Below are 23046 nucleotides of genomic sequence, written 5' to 3'. Positions count from 1 at the left end.
CAATGTCGTAAGATGTTGGGGTTTTTCTTTTTTACGCTTTCGCGAAAGCATAATTAAACGTCTAACCGTTTAGAAAGGACATATCCACTTCATTAGTCTCTTTGCTCGTGGAGAGTACAATATGGCTCTGTACATTACCCAAATAAGGAAGGAGTGTTAGTTTTGAAATTATAAAAGTCTCGTAAGCTTCAATATCTTCAACAACTAGTTTTAGAAGGTAGTCAAAGTTGCCACTTACACGATGACACTCCACCACTTCAGGAAAGCTATTAATACTGTCTACAAACTTCTGCAAATAACTTCTGGTATGTCCTTGGATTGAAATTGCAATAAAGACGGTCTGTTTGAGTCCAAGTTTTTTATGATTTATTCGAGCGACATAATTTGTTATCAGTCCTTCTTTTTCTAACTTTTTAATACGTTCAAACACGGGAGTTGTAGAAAGACCGAGTAATTCGGACATACTTTTAACGGTGCGATTTGAATCTACTTGGAGCATTTTTAAAATCTCAATGTCGATGGTATCAATCTTCATAAAATAATGTTTTACTGTATATGCCTATTCTTAAGAGTCTTGAAAGAATAAAATGTAAATTAATATCAAAAATAAAGAATGATATGCTGAATATAGATTAGATAATGGTGTTTTATAATTATTCTTATTGTGATATTGTTACATTTATATTTAACAGATGCGTTTAAAATATAGGCTATGAATAAGAAGATGACAGATTTATTAATGCCCAAAATGGGTGAGTCTATTACAGAAGGAACTATCTTAAATTGGCTCGTTGCTGAGGGTGAATCTTTTGATGAAGGTGATATTCTTGTAGAGGTAGCGACAGATAAAGTAGATAATGAAGTCCCTGCTCCAAGTGCTGGCGTAATGTCAGAACATTTGTTTGAACCCAATAGCGTTGTTGGTGTAGGAGTCGCAATTGCTCGTTACGAAGAGAGCGGTACAGAAAGCAGTAAAAAAGGTAACACTCTGGCAGAAAGTAAAGTTGGGCTCAAGCAAGTTAAAAGGTTATCGTCAAAAAAGCAGCCTCAATCACTAACGGAATCAAAACAGGCATTTGCAATGCCAAATAAAAATGTTTTTATCAGTCCGCTGGTGGATGCTATGGCTCGTGAGCATCATATTTCTTATGAAGAACTGGCACGTATTTCTGGAACTGGAAATAATGGTAGATTGCGTAAGAGTGATATTACTCATTATTTGGAAGAGGGAAGACCGTTCCAGTTTGCTCAACCCGTTGCAGTTCCAGATCCAGACGCATATAAAATCCCTAAACTTAATTTAGACAAAGGAACGGGTAAAATTGTGGAGATGGATCGTATGCGCCAGATGATTGCAGACCATATGGTATACAGCAAGCATACCAGCCCGCACGTGACCGCTTATGTAGAGGCAGATTTGACCGAAATGGTACAATGGCGCAATGCAAATAAGGTGGCCTTTCAAGAGAAGCACGGAGAGCGACTTACATTTACACCGCTTTTTGTCGAGGCGGTTGCAAAAGCTGTAAAAGACTTCCCAATGATAAACGTCTCGGTAGACGGAAAGAATATAATTGTCAAAGAACATATCAATATTGGAATGGCGACAGCATTACCATCAGGAAATTTAATTGTTCCCGTGGTTAAAAATGCAGATCAGAAGAACCTTGTAGAAATAGCAGCCGAGGTTAATCGCCTTTCGGCTCTGGCCAGAGAAAATAAGTTAGGAGGTGACGATATAAAAGGAAGCACGTTTACCATTAGTAACGTAGGAACCTTTGGTAGCGTTATGGGAACTCCCATTATCAATCAGCCAGAGGCCGCCATACTTGCAACAGGAATTATTAAAAAGCGCGCCGAAGTGATGGAGCGTCCAGAAGGTGATACTATTGAGATACGCCAGATGATGTATCTCTCGCTCAGTTTTGACCATCGTATTGTAGATGGTTACCTAGGTGGTAGTTTCCTACGTCGCATTGCAGATTATTTTGAGCAATTTGATACCACTCGTAGCATATAAAATCAAACCTTTTACCCCTAAAAGATGATGGAAAAAGATATTTTAATAAAAGCCTTCAAGAATCTTTGCACCGCAAAGGCAATGACAGAATTATACGAGGCAAACTTTAAAACAGTATCAAAATACGTGCACGCTACGAGCCGTGGTCACGAGGTTATTCAGACTGCAATCGGGATGCAACTGCAACCTCAAGATTATGCGTTTCCTTATTATCGAGATGATTCTATGCTGCTCGCTATTGGAATGACACCTTATGAACTAATGCTACAGGTTTTAGCAAAAAAGGACGATCCGTTTTCTGCTGGGCGCACTTATTATTCACATCCGAGTCTTAATGATCCAGACAAACCTAAAATCCCTCACCAAAGCAGCGCAACCGGGATGCAGGCTATTCCTGCTACTGGAGTTGCAATGGGGTTCTGGTACAAGGAGTCTCTTGATGTAGATCTAGTATCTGACACAGTCATAAATCAAAACAGCGGGCTGAGCGGAGCCGAAGCCCCTTTTGTGGTTTGCTCTCTAGGTGACGCATCAGTTACAGAAGGCGAGATTGCAGAGGCTTTCCAGATGGCGGCTCTCAAGCAATTGCCTATTTTATATTTGGTACAGGACAATGGCTGGGATATTTCGGCAAATGAGGCAGAGACGCGGGCACAGAATGCTTATGAGTATGCCGCAGGGTTTCACGGGCTAGAAGCTGTGTCTATAGACGGAACAGATTTTGAGGAGAGCTACAGTGCGCTTGAGAAGGTCATAAAAACCATCAGGACGGAGCGCCGGCCATTTTTGGTGCACGCAAAAGTGCCCTTGCTCAATCATCATACTTCTGGCGTGAGGATGGAGTGGTATCGGGATGATTTGGAAGAAGCACGCAGTAGAGATCCGTATCCTAAAATGGTTCAGTTATTACTGGATAACGGTATTTCTCAAAATGAGATTGATGAGATGTCCGCTTTCGCGAAAGCGGAAACCAAAAAAGCCCTTGATAAAGCCATCGCCGCTGATGATCCCAAACCAGAAGATTTATTTACACACGACTTTGCCCCAACGCCCATCACCGAAGAAGTAGGCGAGCGCTCACCAACTGGTGCAGAAAAAGTGGTCATGGTAGATTGCGCCCTTTTTGCCATCGAAGAATTAATGAAAAAACATCCAGAATGCTTGCTGTATGGACAAGATGTGGGTGGCAGATTAGGTGGTGTTTTTAGAGAAGCGGCAACGCTGGCGCAAAAGTTTGGGGACAATCGGGTATTTAATACACCCATACAAGAAGCTTTTATCGTCGGTTCAACCGTGGGGATGAGCGCAGTAGGACTAAAACCCATCGTCGAAGTCCAATTTGCAGATTATATATTTCCCGGAATTAACCAATTATTTACAGAAGTGAGCCGGAGCTGTTACCTGTCTAACGGAAAATGGCCCGTCTCAATGATATTGCGTGTCCCTATAGGCGCTTATGGTTCTGGTGGTCCATACCATTCTTCGTCTGTAGAAAGTATTATCACAAACATACGAGGTCTAAAAATCGCCTACCCATCAAACGGCGCAGACCTTAAAGGTCTGATGAAAGCAGCATATTATGACCCAAATCCTGTGGTTATTTTTGAACATAAAGGATTGTATTGGAGTAAAGTGCCAGGTACAAAAGGGGCTACTTCTCTGGAGCCTTCTGAAGATTATGTACTTCCTTTTGGCAAAGCGTGGGTGTTGCAAGAAATTTGGAAAAAAGAAGATGTAGAGACTATTTCAATTATTACCTATGGAATGGGTGTGCATTGGGCTATGAATGCAAGTGCCGAGCTCGGAATGCAAGATCAAATTGAGATCGTAGATTTGAGGACATTACACCCTTTAGACTATGATACGATATTTAAATCTGTCAAAAAATGTGGTAAGTGTCTTCTCGTTACAGAAGAACCTTCCGACAACGGCTTTAGTCGTGGACTTCAAGGGCGTATTCAGGAAGAGTGTTTCCAAGAGCTTGATGCGCCCGTAATGCTCATCGGGTCAGAAAATATGCCAGCCATCCCTCTTAATAGCGTCCTTGAAGAGACAATGATTCCTAGTACGGAGAAGGTGAAGGAGAAAATTTTGTGGCTTCTTTCCTACTAAATTTTTTTTGGGTTGTTTAAAGTTTTAAATCAAACCACGCTTTCGCGAAAGCGTAATTACCAATAAGGCTATGCGTATTTTGTTCAGGACTTTTTTCACATAAATAATCTCCTAATGGATAACTGTCTATTTATTCAATGTAAGGTTTTCCCCCACCTTTTTATTATTAGACAATGAGTTAGGTCGACGCGATTCTTAAAAAAAAGAGTGATCTTAATCTTTTATCTTAAAGGTTTAACTTTTAATGCTTGAGGCTACATATTAAGGAATCAACAGTTTAAGTGAATTGTAGACTTATTTTATACCTTTATTGACAATTATAAGGGGTGAAACATATAAAATCCTTAATCCTTTCCTAAGCGCAATTCCTATATTGCGAGTGTATAGAGATTAAATCTTTTAAGGCAAATCACAGTACAGGTCGCGCATCAACATCCCCCAGTTATTATCGTTGCTTCAGTATTGATTTCTATTCTTAGTGAGCCTCTTTGTATGAGGTTCATAATTAATATTTTAAAATCTAATAACTGATTATGAAAAAAATTACTTTACTACTTTCTTTTTTGCTCTTGTTTTTTTTACAGAATGAAATCTGTAGTCAAACTACTGTTCTCGATTATACTTTTGAGAATGGAACGCTTACTTCATCTAGCGGCTCTGCTGGGAATACAACTGTCTCTTTTGCTTCAGTAGGTACAACAATGGCCGCATTTAACTCTGGTGTAGGCTGTACACAGGAAGCTATTGCAAATGGATGGAGCGCAAACGATTATTGGACGACAGGATCTTTTAATACTACGGGCTTTTCAGGCTTGACGCTGTCTTTTATTCAATCTCGTTTCTCTGGAGGACCAGGAGGACAGTTTAGTGTAGAATATAGTTTTAACAATATGACTTGGGTAGCTGCTGCGCCCACAAATTATACGCCACCATCAAATGATGCTTGTGCACCAGTTTATACTGCCACAAATGTTGCGTTACCGGTAGCGATGGAAAACCAGCCTACAGTTTATTTGAGATGGAGGAATCTCAATGGAAGTGGAGCTGGGGGAAGTAGGATGGATAATATTCTCGTAAGCGGTACAATGGCGGGTGGAGACACCACAGATCCTAATGCCGTTTGTACGAACATCACAAGGAACTTAGATAGTTCTGGGAACGTAACTATTATGGCATCTGACGTGGATGGTGGGTCTACAGATAATGTAGGTATTGCGAGCAGAAGTGTGTCGCCGTCCTCTTTTAATTGCGCTAATGTTGGAACAAATAACGTAACACTTACCGTTACGGATGCTGCCGGAAATTCTGACACTTGTGTGGCTGTAGTTACCATAGCAGACAATACAGCACCAGTAGTAAGTAATGTAAATGATATTACAGCAACCCTAGGTGCAGATGGAACAGTTGTATTAAATAATAATGCAGACGTGGCTCCAGCAGTTACGGCAACGGATAACTGCGGTATTCAGGTAATTAGTATTATAGGGATTGCAAACCGTACATTCTCCTGTGCAGATATAGCAACCAATCCTAATGTAAGATCTATAAGAGTAAGAGATGTTAATGGTAACAACACTTTTGTAGACGTAAATGTAAATGTTGTGGATGCGATGGCGCCTACGATCACTTGTGTTGGAAACGATACAAGAGATACAGATGCAGGAGTTTGTAACTACACTATTCAAGGAACTGAGTTTGACCCGACCTTTGACGATAATTGCTCAAGTGCAACGATTTCAAATGATTTGAATATGACTGCCACACTCGCTGGGGAAGTACTTCCGCTGGGAGATACAACGGTGACTTGGACAGTAAACGATGGGAATGGACAGACTACGAATTGTATGACTGTAATTACCGTAGCAGATAATGAAGTTCCAGTAATTTCTGCTGTAATGGATATCACAGCAGTATTGGGAGCAGACGGAACAGTCGTAATAAGTAATAATACAGATGTTGCAGATGCTATCACTGCTACGGACAATTGTGGAGTAGATAGTTACTTTGTTCGAGGAAACGGAGGGACAAGTCTTGAGGCAAGAACCTTTGATTGTGATGATATAGCAACAAATCCAAATGTCCGCAACGTACGTGTGCGTGATGTAAATGGAAACGATGCATTTGTAGATGTAAATGTGAACGTTGTTGATGATACCGCACCTACAATCATGTGTGTTGGAGACGATACTCGTGATGCAGATGCAACTGCTTGTAGTTACACCGTTCAAGGGACGGAATTTGATCCTACATTTGACGATAACTGTTCTAGCGCAACGATTACAAATGACTTTAATATGACGGCTACGTTAGATGGAGCAGTACTTCCTTTAGGAGACACTACGGTAGTTTGGACTGTTAATGACGGTAACGGGCAAACAGATATGTGTACGACTATTATAACTGTTGAAGATAATGCGGCTCCTGTAGTGACAGACGTTCAGGATATTACAGCTGTTTTAGAAGCAGATGGAACCGTGATCGTAAACAACATAAACGATGTGGAACCAGCCGTTACAGCAACGGATAATTGTGGAATTCAGAATATCCGCATCATTGGTGTTGAGAACCGTACTTTTTCTTGTGCAGATATTGCAACGAACCCTAACGTGCGTGAAGTACGTGTGCGTGATGAAAATGGAAATAATACGTTTGTAAATGTCAATATTATCGTGGTTGATGATATTGATCCTACCATCACTTGTCCAGTTGATGATGCTCGTGATGCAGATGCTGGTGTCTGTGAGTACACGGTGCAGGGAGCTGAGTTTGATGCAACATTTGACGATAACTGCACGAGCGCAACAATAACAAACGATTTTAACAATGCAACGACATTAGACGGGGCAGTATTGCCAGCTGGTGACACACTCATTACTTGGACAGTAGATGATGGAAACGGTCAAACCGTAAATTGTTCATTTACTGTAACTATAAACGACAACGAAAATCCAGTCGTGACAGATGTACAAGACATCATTGCACAATTAGATGCAAACGGTACAGTGACTATAGGCAATAACTCGGACGTTGCAGATGCGGTAACGGCTACAGATAATTGTGGTATCCAAAGTTATTTTGTTCGTGGAATCAATGGAGGGACCAGTAACGAGGCTAGAACTTTCACTTGTGATGATATAGCAACTAGTCCTAACGTTCGCACGGTTCGAGTAAGAGATGTAAATGGAAACGACACAGATGTAGATATCAATGTAATAGTAGAAGATAATCTAGATCCTATTGTGACAGATGTGCAGGATATCATTGCAGTTTTAGGTCCTGATGGTACAGTCAGGTTAGACAATGATATAGATGTAGCACCGGCAATCACAGCCACAGACAACTGTGAGATTTTAGATATAAGAATTACAGGCGGTAATGGAATGACAGGAGTAGAAAACAGAACTTTCGACTGTGATGATATTGCAAATAATCCCCACGTGCGCAGAGTAAGAGTGCGTGATGTAAACGGAAACCGCGCTCTTGTAGATGTTAATGTGATCGTTCAAGATAATACGGGAGTCATTATCACAGACGGTCCTTTAGATATATTTACCGGAACAGGTTCTAGTGCTGGAGAGTGTGGAGCCATTGTTAATTATGGTGTAGGTATCGCAGCTTTTGTGTTAGAAAATAACTGTGGAGACGATTCAAGTATTGTTTTTGAGCAGACAGCGGGACTTGGTAGCGGAGCTTTCTTCCCAGTTGGAACAACTTCTGAAGAGTTTAGTTTCACAGATAATAATGGTAACGTTACGACATATAGTTTTGATGTAACTATAACAGACACTACGTTACCTGTAATAGCTTGTCCAGGACAAGTTACTGTGGGTAGTGATGATGAAGGAAATTACACCATTGAAGACTACACAGACTTAGCTACAGATAACTGTTCTTCAGGAACTGACCTCGTAATTACACAGGAGCCAGCAGCAGGAACTGTAGTAACTGATCCCAGCACAACAGAGGTAACGATTATAGCAACAGATGAAGCTGGTAACACGACTACCTGCGCCTTCAATCTAGTGGTAGACGAGACTCTAGGTGTAAACGATGAAGCCTTTAATAATAGCATTATCCTTTATCCTAATCCTACAAATGATATTATCAATATAACTTCTAAAAACGGAATTGATACTATAACAATCTATGATTTGAGAGGCAGAGTGGTTGAAAACCAAGTAGTGACAGAGACTTCTGCGATCGTAAGTATGGCATCGCTTTCTTCTGGAGTATATCTTTTACAGATTGCCCAGGGAGAGAATTCGATTGTAAAACGTGTGATAAAAGAGTAGGTTTATGGAATATACGCTTTCGCGAAAGCGTATTCACAATACTATAATATATTTATACAACCCCCAAGCGATTAGTTTGGGGTTTTTCTTTGATCGCTGAATTTTAATTTACTAAAAACAACTTATTCCAATTGGACAGAGTTTTGGCTTTTGATTTTAACCCGTCCCAGAAAGTTTAGGAGAGTGATACTTGGGTGTTGTCTGTTCAGCTTAGGGTGCACCTCTGATTTATCAATGGTAAAATAGGATGGATAATAAAGGCCTAAATATAAAAGCGGATCACCTATCACAGGTATCCGCTTTTATATTTAAAAGAGCTCTTTTAGTTGCTAGCCACATTAGGTGGATACACCATCATAATCTCTTTTACAATTTCTTGTATACGAGCCTCGCGACGTGCTACATCTCCAGATACAAGTGGCGCAGTTCCTTGTCCTTGCCAGATAAGTTGATTTTTATTGGTATCTATTAAGTCTATGTATAGCGTTCCTTCTGTACTTCTCGAGACAACATTGTTGTTAAAGCCTGCGCCCCAGCCGCCCCAAGGACCTCCCCAGAAACCAGGAGCTCCCCAGCCCCAGCCGCCTCCCCAGCCCCAACCTCCAGCAAAGCCAAAATTATTTTGGTATACGTCTACACGTTCTTTTGCTTTTGTAAAAATGCTTACGAGTACGGCAGGATTTTTGGATTTTGTAAAGCCTTTTGCATTCATTTCGGTTTCGATGGCACGTAGGATACGCTTTTTGTCAAGGTCAGAAACCTCAGCTTTGTCGATGCCAGGTTTATAAAAAGCATAGGTCTTATATTGGTCAAAGTTTACACTCTGGTCATAGTCTGCTGCGACACGTACTGTGCTGCAAGATGCTAGTAGGAAAAGTAGCCCTAAAAGCGGGAGTAATTTTAATGCTTTCATAATTATAGTTTTAAATATTGAACAATGCGTCGTCTACGAGGTTAGGTAATGTGACTTTTAAATTTGGTTCCAGCTCCATCGCTCTTTTAATGGCAAAAACTGCCCCCTCGTTTCTTGCCCAACTGCGCCTCGCAATTCCGTTATTTACATCCCAGAAAAGCATTGATTTTAAGCGTCTTTCGGCATCTGTAGTACCATCAATTACCATACCAAAACCACCGTTTATAACCTCTCCCCAGCCTACGCCTCCACCATTATGAATGCTTACCCAAGTTGCTCCTCTAAAGCTGTCTCCTATCACATTCTGTATGGCCATATCTGCCGTAAAGCGGCTTCCGTCATAAATATTACTGGTCTCGCGATATGGAGAATCTGTTCCCGAAACATCGTGATGATCACGGCCTAAAATAACAGGTCCTATTTCTCCTCGAGCGATAGCATTATTAAAGGCTTGTGCAATTTTGGAACGACCCTCTGCATCTGCATATAAAATTCTTGCCTGCGAGCCTACGACGAGCTTGTTTTCTTGAGCGCCTTGAATCCATTTAATATTATCCTGCATTTGCTGCTGGATTTCTGACGGTGCATCTTTTGCAAGTTTTTCTAGCACATCACAGGCAATTGCGTCTGTCTTTTGTAGATCCTCCGCTTTTCCGGAACCACACACCCATCTAAAAGGGCCAAAACCATAATCAAAGCACATAGGCCCCATAATGTCTTGGACGTATGAAGGATATTTAAAATCGATACCATTTTCGGCAAGGATGTCTGCTTCGGCACGAGATGCTTCAAGCAAGAAGGCGTTTCCATAGTCAAAAAAGTAAGTACCCTTTGCGGTATGAGCGTTTATCGCTGCGGTATGGCGACGAAGGGTGCTTTGTACGCTTTCGCGAAAGCGGTCTGCATCACTTGCCATCATTTTATTTGCTTCCTCAAAAGTCATTCCCAAGGGATAATAACCTCCTGCCCACGGATTATGGAGCGAGGTCTGATCACTACCTATATCAATGTGAATATTGTGCTGGTCAAAGGCTTCCCAAACGGCAACAATATTCCCCAGAAACGCGATAGAAACAACTTCTTTTTTCTCCTGCGCTTCCCTGACACGGGCAACGAGAGCATCGGTATCTTTTATTACTTCATCTACCCAACCTTGTGAATGACGGGTGTGGACCGCCTTAGGATTAACCTCTGCGCATACGGTAATACAACCTGCGATATTTCCTGCTTTAGGTTGGGCGCCGCTCATCCCACCTAGGCCAGAGGTTACAAAAAGGCCGCCAGCAGTGGGTTTATTTATTTTTCGGAAAGCATTTAGTACTGTGATAGTTGTGCCGTGTACGATCCCTTGTGGCCCTATATACATGTAGCTTCCTGCGGTCATTTGTCCGTACTGAGTTACACCGAGGGCATTAAATTTTTCCCAATCGTCGGGTTGCGAATAGTTAGGAATCATCATCCCATTAGTTACTACTACTCGAGGTGCTTCCTTATGTGAGGGAAAAAGCCCCATAGGGTGTCCGGAATACATTACCAGCGTTTGCTCGTCTGTCATCGTAGCGAGGTATTGCATTGTGAGTAGGTATTGTGCCCAGTTTGAAAAAACACCTCCATTACCACCGTAGGTGATAAGCTCGTGTGGGTGTTGTGCCACGGCAGGATCCAGATTATTTTGAATCATAAGCATTATACCAGCTGCCTGCGTTGAGGTAGCTGCATAGGCATCGATAGGGCGGGCGTGCATTTTATATTCTGGTCGGAAACGGTACATGTAAATCCGGCCGTAGGTTTCTAGTTCGGCTTTAAATTCTGGCAAAAGTGCAGCGTGATGCTTTGGGTCAAAATAGCGTAAGGCATTTTGTAACGCGAGTTTCTTTTCAGTATTTGAGAGGATGTCCTTACGTTTTGGTGCGTGATTCATCTCTGGATCATATACTTTCTGCGTAGGAAGTTGATCAGGAATTCCTGCTCGTATTTGTTCTTGAAATGTCATTGCTTGTCATTATTTAATTATTAGATCAAGTGCGCTTTTGCAATTTATCCAGAGCTTGTCTTAGAAAAAGCGTAAAATCCTCAAAACTTATTGCTTGCCAGTCTTCTTATCAAATCCGTAAGGACAATGCCTACAGCCACTCTCACAGCAATATCCGCGTTTAAGATGATACTGTTCTGTAAAGCATTTGTAGCCTTCTGGAGTGAGGTAGTAATCCCCTTCTTCTAAAGGAATATGTTTTTTTATATGGGACATAACACAAAGATAGTGAGTATGGTATTAAAGTTGTTCATAAGAACGTAGATGCAAGATGTTCTTTAGGGAGTGTATGAGTCTGATAATGCAATATTTTTAAGGTTATGTTTTACGTGGTAAATAAATATCTCTTGCGTAGGGGTTTTGCAGGAGTTACGCTCTATCCCTTTGTGATTATGCGCGATGCAACCCTACGAGAGGATGCAGTTTTTATGAATCACGAGAAAATTCATTTAAGGCAACAACGGGAATTGTTGATACTACCATTCTTTTTATGGTATGGCGTCGAGTTTTTAGTGCGATGCGTTCAGTATAGAAATAGGTATGTGGCTTACCGAAATATTTCCTTTGAGCGTGAGGCTTATGCGCAGGAAACTAATTTTATTTATTTAAAAGATCGTAATTTCTGGAGTTTTTTGAAATTCCTTTAAAAGTAAAAAGCCTCAAGAATTGAACTCTTGAGGCTTTATTGAAAAAAATATTATTTTTTAATTACCGCTCTTTCTGATTTTCTTGTATTGGAGTAGCAATCTTTATGTTCTTGTCTTCCTCAAGAAGTTGTGGGCTTATTGAGGCTGCTTTAGGATTTATTGCAGCTTTTGATGTGGCTTCTTTTTTGGATTTCCCATTAGTATAGAACATCCCTTTTTCTTTAGGTTGGTTATAAAGTTCTGGAGTAAGATATTTCCCTGCTCTGGTACCTTCTTTTATAAGTTCTGGTTTTCTTAGCTCAGGGTTTTGTTGCATATATGGGTCGTCACGTTCTGCTGTAATCTGCCAGGATACTTTTGCGCCAGCCACTCCTCCTGAAACTATAAAACTGTTGTTTGCTATCTCTCGGGCAACATACATATTAGGCATTGCTGCTCCTACTGCTGTTAGTTGGTAGGAAGGATTTCTATTTACGTCATCATAATAAGAAGGTAAATCTATTGTAGCATTCCCTGAACTATCGAATGTTGCTGTTCCTCTATAGATGTTGAGAACTTCGTCCGACTCTACTGAATAGTGTCTCAGAAGCTTATTGCTCGGATCTTCAGGGTGATCAATTAAAAAGGTTTTAGTTCCGGTGGCCCCAAAATTTCCATTTGAAAATACACCGTAAAAACCTCCTGTACCAAGTACTCCGACCCCAAATCCTACTCCCGGGGTTGAATTTGCATTTACAGCGATATGATCTATGTTACCTATTCCGGTATAGGAAATATCTGCAACTGACAAGGTCCCAATAGCATTATTCTTTTGATTTTGGATTTGTAAGGTAGAGCCTTCTCCTTGATGCGTTGCAAAAATCGTAGGATCGGTATTAAGGTTATTTTCAATGTTGAACTCTGCATTTCTTCCCGCTATTCCAGAATGGTTAAGCAGTATACCGTGCCCAACTCCTGTTTGGTTTCCCACAAAGGCGGCTCCAGATACAGTATTTCCGATTGTAGCAGTCTGGGTTCTTACTTCTGCAAAAAAACCATAAGCATTACCTCCAGCAGTAGGGGTGGTAGCATCATCTACTGCTATGACAAATACGCCCGTTCCATCATTTGTGTCTAAATCTATTTGTTCCCCAATACCTCCAGCGTCGGTAAGGTCTGTGTATAATCCTACATTACTTCCTCCTACAATGTTTACAATACCAATACCATCGGTTGACTGCGAGTATATTGCGTTACCGGTTCCTAAATTGACACCCGCAAGGCCATAACCCGTCCCAGTAGCAAAGCTTCTTAGCGCCGAATTTACATCTCCAGATTGAAAGTAGCCTCCACTACCTGTTCCGGTATTAATTCCAACAACAGCATTACCTGCTCCAGAGTTTTGGCCTTGTACACCAACACCTGTATTAGCTCCAAATCCGATCACCCCAAATCCAGTTCCAGTATTACCACCTTGCACACCCGAACCAGTTGTAGATGACAATCCACCTAAAGCAATTTCTCCATCTGTCCCAACTGAGACTAGGCGAAATGCTGCATTACCGGCGCTGTTTATTCCTATTTCTCCATTTGCTAAGATTCTCATTCTTTCTGTATCGCTAGTAGCGATTATAAGATTTGTCACGTCCGAAGTACCTAGATAATTTTGTCCTGGTCCTGTCCCTGGAGTCGTGCCTGAATTACCTTCAAGCGCCCAGTCATTGCCATTTGTTCCGCCCATTGCAATCCAAGCAGTACCATTCCAATAATAGAAGCCTGGACTTACGGCAGTTGCACCAGTACCCGCAGATGCTGTGTTGTATACTAACATACCTGCAGCCCCTGCATTGACAGTAACCGTTCCCGTATCGGCTGTACCCGTGAGGGCTACTCTATTAATAAGAATACCTTTGTCTGTTGCCCCCATTTCTAATTGAGCACCTCCTTGTAGATTAGTTGTTCCTACACCTATATCACCATCACTAGCAATGAGTAGCGCGTCATTTGCATCTACTCTAAATTGGTGTGCATTGTTTGTAGAATATGTAAATGGATCATCGTTATCACCTGCATCTGGAGATAAGATGGATAACCCTCTATCTGATTGTGAGGTGAGTTTGAGGATTTCAGATTCTGTGGTTGCACTATTCTGACGTATTTCTAATCGTGCATCAGGGTCATTAGTTCCAATTCCTACATCATCGGTTTGAGACTCAACAAACAGAGCGTTTGTGTCATTATTTCCTTCGACTCTAAAGTTTGTTCTAACACTCGAATCATTTATTACTACTTCGGAGTTATTTCCTGCTTCTATAAAGGAGGCAAGTTCTCGCCCACCAGCGGTAAGCTGCACTACATCTGCTCCAGTTTTGAAAAGTCCTGTATCCGTATCTGCACTCCAAGTGAATGAAGGGTTTGCAAGTGTCCCAGGATTATTTGCCTGAATTTGTCCTCCAGTCGTTAAAGTTAACACAGGACTTCCATCTGTAGCAATGATTAAATTCTGGGTGTCAGACGTTCCTAAATAATTCTGTCCCGGTCCAGTTCCAGGAGTAGTACCCGCGTTACCTTCAAGTTCCCAAGCGTCTAGAGCAGCTGGTGTGATGGCAGTCCAAAGAGAACCACTCCAATAATAGAATCCTGGGCTCACGGCGTTAGAGCCCGTCCCGGCCGTGGCATTATTAAAAACAAGTGTCCCTACTTGGAGCGCACCCACCGTTGTTATAGGTGCTTGTGTTGCTTTACTGGTAAGCGCTACTCTAGGAATGAGTATTCCAGAATTTGTACTTTCTATATCGAGCATTACACCTTCTGCAGGGGTTGTGGTTCCTATCCCTACTTGGGCGATAGTATTCTGACTTAAAGCGATTAGTATTATGCAACTTATGAGTTGCATAATTGAAATTCTGAAGTTCATGATTTAGGGGTTTAAATAATCGCCGCAAATTAAAAAATTTTCTTAAAAAACCGTTAAAGTGTAAATAAAAACGGATAAAATGTAAAAGACAAAGATAACAGACTGGATAGCAATACTTTAATAAAGCTCATGATAGTCACTTTTGAAAATATTTGTTTTTATGATGCTTTTTTGTTCTTAAGATTTTGTGGCAAAACGTCAAATGGCTGCTGCATAACTTGATAGTTTGATCAAATCTTAGACTGGTAAAATGAACTGAGTTGACTATAATTCTATAATTTTGACCATTAATATGTATGTCTTACAATGCACAATCAGATTTTACATTATACCAATGAAAATAATATAGAAATCTGGTTGAAACGGGAGGATGAAATACACCCATACGTCTCAGGAAATAAGTTTAGAAAGCTTAAGTACAATATCGCTTTTGCGAAAGAAAAACAGCACACTTCCATCCTAACCTTTGGCGGAGCATATTCCAATCATATTGCTGCAGTTGCAGCGGCTGGACAATTGGAAGGATTTAATACCACAGGAATTATAAGAGGCGAGGAGTTGGGAAATGATATAAACAAAACTTTGGCTCAAAATCCAACACTTGCCTTTGCTCGACATTGTGGTATGAGATTACATTTTGTGTCTAGAGAAAGTTATCGGGATAAAAATGAGGTATATTTTCGCGAAAGCGTAATAAGTAAATTTGACAACCCCTACATTATCCCAGAAGGAGGTACGAACGACCTAGCCGTAAAAGGATGTGAAGAAATTTTAAGTACCGAAGATGAGCGTTTTGATTATGTCTGTTGCGCCGTGGGTACTGGCGGAACCATTGCGGGGATAATAAATACGGCGAGCGATCACCAAAACGTTTTAGGTTTTCCTGCTTTAAAGGGAGAATGGATAAAAGGTGAAATACAACAATGGTCGAGTAATACGGACTGGAAATTAATAGCCGATTATCATTTTGGAGGATATGCCAAAATAAATAGAAAGCTCGTTAGTTTTATAAATGATTTTAAAAAAGAACAAGGCATATCTTTAGATCCTATTTATACAGGAAAGATGATGTACGGGATTTTTGATTTGATATCCCAAGGTTACTTTCCTCAGAATTCCCGTATTTTAGCAATACATACTGGAGGTCTTCAGGGTATCGCCGGGATGAATAAGCTGTTGAATAAGAAAGGACTTCCTTTAATTGAAGTATAATGATGTATAGACGTATTTTTTTAATTCTTTTTGTTGGACTTCTCGTTACTTCTTGTGGGAGTTCAAAAAAAACTTCTCGTAATTATAAGAAGCCTGAAAAAAGAGAGCGTAGAGTGATGACCAAGGGGAAGGCTGATTCAAGAAAGGAAAAGGAGGTTGAAGTCGCGCCAGCAAAAGATCCGCTGGATAATGGTGTTAATCCTATTCCTAAAGATGGTGTGTCTGTTTATGTGGATACCTATTCTGAAATTGCCAAAGAAGAAATGCTACAATACGGAATCCCAGCGAGTATAACCCTAGCTCAAGGAATTCTAGAGTCGGGAGCAGGAAAAGGAGAACTGGTTCGCAAGGCAAATAATCATTTTGGCATAAAATGCCACGACTGGAAAGGGGCTACGGTTTCTCACGATGATGATTCAAAAGGAGAATGCTTTAGGAAATATAGTCTTGCAAAATTCTCCTATCGCGATCATTCCTTATTTCTCACAAATAGAAAACGCTATACCGACTTATTTAAACTCCCCAAAGATGATTATAAAGGATGGGCAAAGGGTTTAAGAGCAGCAGGTTATGCAACAGATAAAAAATATCCGGCAAAATTGATAAGCCTTATTGAACGTTATCAGTTATACCGTTATGATGGCGAAGTCTTAGGAAAGTCTGAGTCAGACTATACTAGAGTGACAGACCAGCTGGATCAACATACGGTGCAAAAGGGAGAGACGCTCTATCGCTTGTCAAAAAAATATAATCTTACTGTCGAGATGCTCAAAGAGATAAACGGTTTGGAGAGCAACGAGATTTTTGAGGGACAAGTGCTTTATATCAAACCTTTAAGTAAAGGATATTAATACATGATTTATAAAAGAAGTAGTGCGCTTTTTACTGAAGCGCAAAAGGTAATTCCAGGAGGAGTAAATAGTCCTGTGCGCGCATTTAAGGCTGTGGGAGGAGATCCTATTTTTGTAAAAAGTGCAAAAGGAGCCTATTTATACGATGAAGATGGTCGCAAACTCATAGATTATATAAACTCTTGGGGCCCTATGATATTGGGCCACGCATACCCTCCTGTTGTAGATGCTGTTGTGCAAAAGGCTCAAAAAGGCACCTCATTTGGAATGCCCACAGAGATAGAAACAGAGATAGCTGCGCTTGCGGTTTCTATGGTTCCTAACATAGACAAAATACGCTTTGTAAATAGTGGTACAGAAGCTTGTATGAGTGCTGTGCGACTCGCTCGCGGCTTTACAAGAAGAGAGAAAATAATAAAGTTTGCAGGCTGCTACCACGGCCATTCAGATTCATTCTTAATTCAGGCAGGAAGTGGTGCTGTGACCTTTGGAAGCCCTAATAGTCCAGGAGTTACAGAAGGAACGGCAAAAGATACTTTGCTTGCAAATTACAATGACACAGAAAATGTAGAAGCGCTTTTCAAAGCAAATCCTAATGAGATCGCTGCCATTATCATAGAGCCTGTTGCTGGTAATATGGGTTGCATCCCTCCTGCAGAAGGATTTTTATCCCGCTTGCGCGAAATATGTGATGCAAACAATACCCTACTCATTTTTGACGAAGTAATGACCGGTTTTAGACTTGCAAAGGGAGGTGTACAAGAATTATACGGGGTGGCTGCAGATATCGTGACCTTCGGAAAAGTTATAGGTGGTGGCCTTCCTGTGGGTGCTTTTGCAGCTCGCAATGAAATTATGAATCATCTTGCGCCATTAGGGCCCGTGTATCAAGCGGGAACCTTGAGTGGGAATCCGCTTGCAATGGCAGCGGGACTTGCGATGTTAAAAGCTCTTAATGACGATCCAGAAGTATTTGACAGACTCGCTCAAAAGACAGAATATCTTCACAAAGGCATTCAAAAGGCATTAATAGATAATGGGATTGTCCATACCATAAATAGAGTAGGCTCAATGATTTCTGTACACTTTGCCCCAGATGCTGTGGTCAATTTTAAAACGGCTGCTCACGGCGATAACGATACCTTTAAGAAATTCTTTCACGGCTTGCTGGAAGAAGGTATTTATATAGCTCCTAGTGCTTATGAAACTTGGTTTATAACAGATGCGCTTACCTATGAAGATCTTGATACGACCATTAACGCCGTACGCAAAGTAGCCTCGACACTATAAAAAAAAAAGCATCCCTAGGGATGCTTTTATATTGTAATCTTAATTCAAGTGTTTGTAAGGGTATTGTTTACTCAAAAAGCTTGATTAATGAGATTTCTGAATATCGATTTTCAGATTACAATACTGCAATGTACTATAAATTTAAGATTTGACCTAAAAGTCTTAGATTCTTCGGTCTTATTTGACTCTTTTTTTGTGTTTTCCTCTATCTCTTTTGTTACGTAGCATATGCTTTTGCCATTTTTGGAACTGCTCATCGTTGAGAATAGCTTTTACCTGACGTTGCATCGCAATTTTCTCATCTAGTCGCTCATTGCCCATTTTGATGCGATCTTCCTTAGATGGTTTTTCTGTTTCATCCTTTCTGGATTTTCTAAAATTTTCTCGTTTTGTGATTTGAGCTAAAATAATAGGATACATCTTCTTACTCTGAGCGTCATCAAGAGCGAGTGCTAGGGTTGCCTTTTTTGTGGCAAGCGTCGCTTTTTCTTCTACTGACATTTCGGATAATCTCTCGTTTTGTCCTCGGTTTCTCTGTGCCGTCATTGCTACAGTTACAAGTAGCATTATGGCAATCATTACATTTTTCATAAGTATTCTGTTTTTTAAATTGTGAACGCTATTAGGACGCTTTTTTTTTCAGAAGGTTTAAAATCTAGTTGCCTTAAAGTTAAAATTTGATATTATGGAACAAAAAAATCGGCCACAGTTTGCAGCCGACTTTTAACGAGTATTACGCTTTCGCGAAAGCGTAACAACAAAAATTTACAACCTATTTATTAGGCTCAAGGATCATATCTACGCGCTCTATTAAATCACTTATGTGGAACTTAGTCATACGGTCACGAGTCCTGTTTTGTCCGCGTTGTAAGGCGCCTTTAAGTAGCTTTAACTCTGCACGTACAATGGGACGAATGTCACTCTGGCTTACGTCAACATCGGTACGGGAGCCAAAGCGGTTACTTCCTTCTTGCTCTTCTGTCATTAAATGTTCTAGGCGCTCTACATAAGCCCTCTGGAGATTACGACGGTACACATCTATAGTGGATCCACGTTGCAGTTCGCTAAATAGTCCATCGCGTAGATCTTCCATCATTTCTAGAAGCGGGTAGGCAGTAGCTCCATTTTTTGCCTCGTTCTCTATAATACGTCCCATTCTTCCAAAATCAAGAATATTATTTAATGTTCTAGTCTGGAATCGACGTATACGCTCTACACTTCCTGCGCTCTCAATCTTGTCAAAAATGGAATTGTCCAGAAGCCATTCTGGTGTTTCAAAAAGTTGATCATGTAGAAATTGCATTGCTTCTTTCTGCTTTGCGGAATTAACGTGTGTGTATACTGCTCCATCCTGATCATAGGTTTTATACATTTCATATACGCCGCCTATGTTTGCTGTGACGTGTCCCATATATCTGTTGTATTGAGATAATACTTGCCCGTACATCTTGTCTAGTTCGTCGTAGTTTTGTCCATCTTCTGCAGTCCACTCTGTAAGATTTGGGACGATACGTTTTAGGTTTTTAATGCCGTAAGCACTCGCCAGTATTGCGTCGTCGCCTAAATCTTCGGTTTGAGAACTAGGGTCGATGACACCAAATTGCTGACGTCCGAAACGATACATAGGATCCCCAGCGTGCTCAAGAATCCAACTATCAAGTGTTTTCTTTTCATCTACTGCAGATTTATCTGGGATGGGACGATATCCCCATTTAATAGCATATTTATCATATATTCCTATGTTAGGCATTAAAGCAACATCACCATCACCTGGTTGTGCAACATAGTTAAAACGTGCATAGTCCATTATAGATGGGGCGGTTCCATATTTTTTTGTAAAAGCTGGGTCACGCAATTTTTCTACAGGATAAGCAACACTACTTCCCATATTGTGGGGTAATCCTAGGGTATGTCCAACTTCGTGCGAACTCACAAAACGAATTAATCGTCCCATAATTTCATCCTTAAATTCGTTATTGCGCGCCTCAGGATTTATCGCTGCGGTTTGCACAAAGTACCAGTTGTGTAATAAGGTCATTACATTATGATACCAGTTTATATCACTTTCCAGTATTTCTCCGCTACGCGGGTCACTTACGTGAGGTCCATTTGCATTTGGGATAGGTGAGGCAAGATAACGTACGACACTATATCTTACATCTTCTGGTGACCACTCTGGATCCTCCTCTACAGTAGGCGGGTCTTTTGCAATGATGGCATTTTTAAAGCCTGCTTCTTCAAAGGCTACTTGCCAGTCTTCTATTCCCTGTTTGATATAAGGAATCCATTTTTTAGGAGTCGCGCGGTCCACGTAGTATACGATCTGCTTTTTGGGCTCAACGAGTTCACCACGGTTGAATTTTTCCAGATCTTCATCTTTTACTTCTAGTCGCCATCTGTCTAGGTAACGTACGGTTTTACTTTTTTGATTTTCGAGTCCGTAATCTGTTTGTCCACGTCCAAACCAGCCCACACGCTCGTCAAAATAGCGACGCTTCATAGGTTCTTTAGGTAGCAAAATCATCGAGTTGCTCATCATAAGCGAGATGGATCCTGTAGCAGCATTAGAGGGTGGCTCTGAGGCATTATAGGTTTTTACCGTACGCACCTCAATATTGTGTGGGTAACTACGTATAGTGTCTATGTAACTGCGGTCTTTGTCCAGGTTTTTTACTTTATAGCCTTTTCTTCGTCTATCTGGAAGTCCGAGAGGAGCGACATCGTCTGTATAGAGTTTTGTAACATCTATGACTGTGTTTCTGTTGTCAGAAATGGAATCTTTGTGATATGCCGCCACATCAAAAGCATACAGTATAGGCTCAAAATTGCTATTTTTTACGGCTTCAGAAATGGGAAGCGAATCGGCAGCAAATATCTCGTGTGAAACTACACGGAGTAGGACTTTTTTGTCCTTTACTTGCCACCTAAGCACGGAGGTGTTTTGCTTACCGCCGCCAAAACCTAGTCCTGTAGCGGTCTTTGCAATGCGAGTAACCATTAGCATCTCCCGCTCAAAGAGTGAATCTGGAATCTCGTAAAAATACTTATCATCCAGATGGTGCACGGTAAAAAGACCTTCGTCACTTTTTGCTTCATCCGTAATTACCTTGTTGTAAGGTTTGATTTTTTCTTTTTTGTCTTTGTCCTTGTCTTTGCTCGCGGTGGCGCCTTTTTTTGTTGTTTTTAAGGAACTACAGCCTACTACGAGTACGGCTAGAAGACTTGCCGTAAGTGTGGGTAATTTTAATCGCATATTATTTTTTTTTGGAAGGCTTCAAGATAGGGATTGCGCCTAGAGTAGGTTGTTAAGAAAATCATAACAACGCTAATGTGGTTTTGTATAGCGGTTGCCCTGTCATTTTTGATTTTACCCACGCATAAAAACTCAACATAAAGATATCTTCTTTTAGAATGCTTGAGGTTTTGAGTTGACTTTTTACGCTTTCGCGAAAGCGTGCCGCGACCGTATCCATATCCCCACGATACATTGTCGTAGCAAACTTTAAAAACTGTTCCAGTCTCTGATCGTTTTTAATCTGAGATTTATATTTACGCCGAAATCTTTTGAGCAATGATTCTACAAGGTCTATATTTTCAAGTTCTATGTGAACAATAAGTTCTACGAGGTCTCTTTTTATGAGCCAGTCTTCGCCAGCTTTCTCTAGGTACCACGAGTCTGTGTGTTTTAATCTGTTTAATGTAGAAAGTGCCGCTTTGTGTTCGGCTTGTTGCACGTAGAATACGGTAAGAGCGAGAACAAGGTCGGGATTTGGGGCATTCTTTTTTGAGGTTTTTTCAAAATGGGATTGTAAAGTAGCTGTGGCTTTACTTGAATTACCTGTGTAGTTGTCTAGAAGTGTTTTTAGTAGAAGTGCGTTTTCGCAAAAGCGGTCTACATACCGTCCCCGCTCTTCTTTCATCGCAGTTTTCATCTGGCTCAAGTAGTTTTGTGCCTTCCCAAAATCTCTATTGCGGAAATAGGAGTTTGTCATCAAGTAGAAATAATGTATCCTATAATATAAGTGTTTTCCATCTTGAATTTTTGGGATAATAGCCTGCTCGATATTTGTAATAAAAGGAAGCGCTCCAGCAAAATCGGATATAAGATGTGCCGCAGAGGTTATGATTTCCAGCAACTGGTACAGCGATTTAAAAGTAAGAGTGTTGTTAATCGTAATACCGTATTGCCCGAAAGTGGATAGCAAGGTTTTCTGCATATCTGCTTGAGGCGCCTTTAGTTTTACCTTGAGGGTGGCGTATGCAATATTGAGTTTTTCTTGCTGTAGGAGCAGATTTTGATTCTCCTCAAAATCTGCGATGAGTATTTCTAAATCTTCTGTTTTGTGTAAATGAGCGTACTGAATTTGCGTATGATAAATCTCGTTTAAGGCACTATAGAGGTCTATTTTCTGGGCTTTTGCTTTTGCTTTTAAAAGTGTCTTGCGGGCTGGGGCGTGATGTTGTTTTTCATAAAAGATGCGTGCTGCGAGGAGCAGTTTGAATATTTCCATTTCTTCAGAAGCTTCGGTTTCAAAACTACGACTGGCGATAAAATCTATGAGATTGTCGTGTAGGCGTTTTGATAATGCGTGATAGGCATTCCTTGAAGACTTTCCATACAGATGCGTGTCTATATTTTTTATTTCAATACCATTTACGACAGCATCCAGGAGCGCTATGTTTTTTGTGCTGCTGCGCTTGTTTCTTTTCCTCAGATAAGATTTGAAAAGAGGTATTTCTTCAGGTAGTAACGTATCAATAAGTAGTTTTAAAGACATTTT

General features: G+C 40.8%; 15 protein-coding genes. 7 read left to right on the top strand and 8 right to left on the bottom strand.

Features of this window, described 5'->3' with window-relative positions; all coding sequences use genetic code 11:
- Positions 1-61: 61 nt before the first annotated feature.
- Positions 62-535, bottom strand: coding sequence for an Lrp/AsnC family transcriptional regulator (locus tag EAX61_RS05010; RefSeq protein WP_121916569.1), 474 nt, complete (start codon positions 533-535; stop codon positions 62-64).
- Positions 536-712: 177 nt separating this feature from the next.
- Here EAX61_RS05010 and EAX61_RS05005 point away from each other — a divergent pair, with 177 nt between their 5' ends.
- The 3 genes from EAX61_RS05005 to EAX61_RS04995 all read left to right on the top strand — a co-directional run bounded on the left by EAX61_RS05005 (position 713) and on the right by EAX61_RS04995 (position 8424).
- Positions 713-2020: a dihydrolipoamide acetyltransferase family protein gene (locus EAX61_RS05005; protein ID WP_121916568.1), complete on the top strand. Its 1308-nt coding sequence runs from the start codon at positions 713-715 to the stop codon at positions 2018-2020.
- 27 nt (positions 2021-2047) lie between these two features.
- On the top strand, positions 2048-4132 hold the full coding sequence (locus EAX61_RS05000) for an alpha-ketoacid dehydrogenase subunit alpha/beta (protein WP_121916603.1): 2085 nt from the start codon (positions 2048-2050) through the stop codon (positions 4130-4132).
- A gap of 533 nt (positions 4133-4665) precedes the next feature.
- A complete protein-coding gene (locus tag EAX61_RS04995) occupies positions 4666-8424 on the top strand; it encodes a T9SS type A sorting domain-containing protein (protein WP_121916567.1) in 3759 nt (1252 codons plus the stop codon).
- Between the two features lie 322 nt (positions 8425-8746).
- On the opposite strand, the gene EAX61_RS04990 is transcribed toward EAX61_RS04995, so the two are convergent.
- From EAX61_RS04990 to EAX61_RS16430, 3 genes are all read right to left on the bottom strand, one after another.
- A complete protein-coding gene (locus tag EAX61_RS04990; protein ID WP_121916566.1) occupies positions 8747-9337 on the bottom strand; it encodes a DUF4136 domain-containing protein in 591 nt (196 codons plus the stop codon).
- Positions 9338-9347: 10 nt separating this feature from the next.
- Complete coding sequence (hutU, locus tag EAX61_RS04985) at positions 9348-11330, bottom strand: urocanate hydratase (protein ID WP_121916565.1); 1983 nt, start codon at positions 11328-11330, stop codon at positions 9348-9350.
- Positions 11331-11417: 87 nt separating this feature from the next.
- Positions 11418-11585 carry a C1orf53 family protein gene (locus EAX61_RS16430; protein ID WP_161555196.1) on the bottom strand — a complete coding sequence of 56 codons (168 nt, stop codon included), beginning with the start codon at positions 11583-11585 and terminating at the stop codon, positions 11418-11420.
- A 104-nt stretch (positions 11586-11689) separates the two neighbouring features.
- On the opposite strand from EAX61_RS16430, the gene EAX61_RS04980 reads away from it, so the two are divergent.
- Positions 11690-12016, top strand: coding sequence for a hypothetical protein (locus EAX61_RS04980; protein WP_121916564.1), 327 nt, complete (start codon positions 11690-11692; stop codon positions 12014-12016).
- Between the two features lie 61 nt (positions 12017-12077).
- Here the strand turns inward: EAX61_RS04980 and EAX61_RS04975 are convergent, their stop codons facing one another.
- Positions 12078-14912 (bottom strand): beta strand repeat-containing protein, encoded by a 2835-nt coding sequence (locus EAX61_RS04975; protein WP_147448338.1) that lies wholly within the window; start codon positions 14910-14912, stop codon positions 12078-12080.
- 306 nt (positions 14913-15218) lie between these two features.
- On the opposite strand from EAX61_RS04975, the gene EAX61_RS04970 reads away from it, so the two are divergent.
- The 3 genes from EAX61_RS04970 to hemL are packed head-to-tail and all read left to right on the top strand — an operon-like array spanning position 15219 to position 18265.
- A complete protein-coding gene (locus EAX61_RS04970; protein ID WP_121916562.1) occupies positions 15219-16124 on the top strand; it encodes a 1-aminocyclopropane-1-carboxylate deaminase/D-cysteine desulfhydrase in 906 nt (301 codons plus the stop codon).
- A 2-nt stretch (positions 16125-16126) separates the two neighbouring features.
- Positions 16127-16975: a glucosaminidase domain-containing protein gene (locus EAX61_RS04965; protein ID WP_121916561.1), complete on the top strand. Its 849-nt coding sequence runs from the start codon at positions 16127-16129 to the stop codon at positions 16973-16975.
- Between the two features lie 3 nt (positions 16976-16978).
- Positions 16979-18265, top strand: a complete 1287-nt coding sequence (hemL, locus tag EAX61_RS04960; protein WP_121916560.1) for a glutamate-1-semialdehyde 2,1-aminomutase — start codon at positions 16979-16981, stop codon at positions 18263-18265.
- A 177-nt stretch (positions 18266-18442) separates the two neighbouring features.
- On the opposite strand, the gene EAX61_RS04955 is transcribed toward hemL, so the two are convergent.
- The 3 genes from EAX61_RS04955 to EAX61_RS04945 all read right to left on the bottom strand — a co-directional run bounded on the left by EAX61_RS04955 (position 18443) and on the right by EAX61_RS04945 (position 23043).
- A complete protein-coding gene (locus tag EAX61_RS04955) occupies positions 18443-18856 on the bottom strand; it encodes a DUF4890 domain-containing protein (protein WP_121916559.1) in 414 nt (137 codons plus the stop codon).
- Positions 18857-19037: 181 nt separating this feature from the next.
- Positions 19038-21518 carry a zinc-dependent metalloprotease gene (locus EAX61_RS04950; RefSeq protein WP_121916558.1) on the bottom strand — a complete coding sequence of 827 codons (2481 nt, stop codon included), beginning with the start codon at positions 21516-21518 and terminating at the stop codon, positions 19038-19040.
- 61 nt (positions 21519-21579) lie between these two features.
- Positions 21580-23043 (bottom strand): hypothetical protein, encoded by a 1464-nt coding sequence (locus EAX61_RS04945; RefSeq protein WP_121916557.1) that lies wholly within the window; start codon positions 23041-23043, stop codon positions 21580-21582.
- Between the last annotated feature and the right edge of the window lie 3 nt (positions 23044-23046).

This window comes from Dokdonia sinensis (assembly GCF_003688895.1).
GTDB lineage: Bacteria > Bacteroidota > Bacteroidia > Flavobacteriales > Flavobacteriaceae > Dokdonia > Dokdonia sinensis.
This window is presented reverse-complemented; position numbering and strand designations above follow the sequence as displayed.

Excerpts from the sequence above, each read along its gene's own strand:
- EAX61_RS05010 (WP_121916569.1), bottom strand. The coding sequence starts at position 535 with ATGAAGATTGATACCATCGACATTGAGATTTTAAAAATGCTCCAAGTA.
- EAX61_RS05005 (WP_121916568.1), top strand. The coding sequence starts at position 713 with ATGAATAAGAAGATGACAGATTTATTAATGCCCAAAATGGGTGAGTCT.
- EAX61_RS05000 (WP_121916603.1), top strand. The coding sequence starts at position 2,048 with ATGGAAAAAGATATTTTAATAAAAGCCTTCAAGAATCTTTGCACCGCA.
- EAX61_RS04995 (WP_121916567.1), top strand. The coding sequence starts at position 4,666 with ATGAAAAAAATTACTTTACTACTTTCTTTTTTGCTCTTGTTTTTTTTA.
- EAX61_RS04990 (WP_121916566.1), bottom strand. The coding sequence starts at position 9,337 with ATGAAAGCATTAAAATTACTCCCGCTTTTAGGGCTACTTTTCCTACTA.
- hutU (WP_121916565.1), bottom strand. The coding sequence starts at position 11,330 with ATGACATTTCAAGAACAAATACGAGCAGGAATTCCTGATCAACTTCCT.
- EAX61_RS16430 (WP_161555196.1), bottom strand. The coding sequence starts at position 11,585 with ATGTCCCATATAAAAAAACATATTCCTTTAGAAGAAGGGGATTACTAC.
- EAX61_RS04980 (WP_121916564.1), top strand. The coding sequence starts at position 11,690 with ATGTTTTACGTGGTAAATAAATATCTCTTGCGTAGGGGTTTTGCAGGA.
- EAX61_RS04975 (WP_147448338.1), bottom strand. The coding sequence starts at position 14,912 with ATGAACTTCAGAATTTCAATTATGCAACTCATAAGTTGCATAATACTA.
- EAX61_RS04970 (WP_121916562.1), top strand. The coding sequence starts at position 15,219 with ATGCACAATCAGATTTTACATTATACCAATGAAAATAATATAGAAATC.
- EAX61_RS04965 (WP_121916561.1), top strand. The coding sequence starts at position 16,127 with ATGTATAGACGTATTTTTTTAATTCTTTTTGTTGGACTTCTCGTTACT.
- hemL (WP_121916560.1), top strand. The coding sequence starts at position 16,979 with ATGATTTATAAAAGAAGTAGTGCGCTTTTTACTGAAGCGCAAAAGGTA.
- EAX61_RS04955 (WP_121916559.1), bottom strand. The coding sequence starts at position 18,856 with ATGAAAAATGTAATGATTGCCATAATGCTACTTGTAACTGTAGCAATG.
- EAX61_RS04950 (WP_121916558.1), bottom strand. The coding sequence starts at position 21,518 with ATGCGATTAAAATTACCCACACTTACGGCAAGTCTTCTAGCCGTACTC.
- EAX61_RS04945 (WP_121916557.1), bottom strand. The coding sequence starts at position 23,043 with ATGTCTTTAAAACTACTTATTGATACGTTACTACCTGAAGAAATACCT.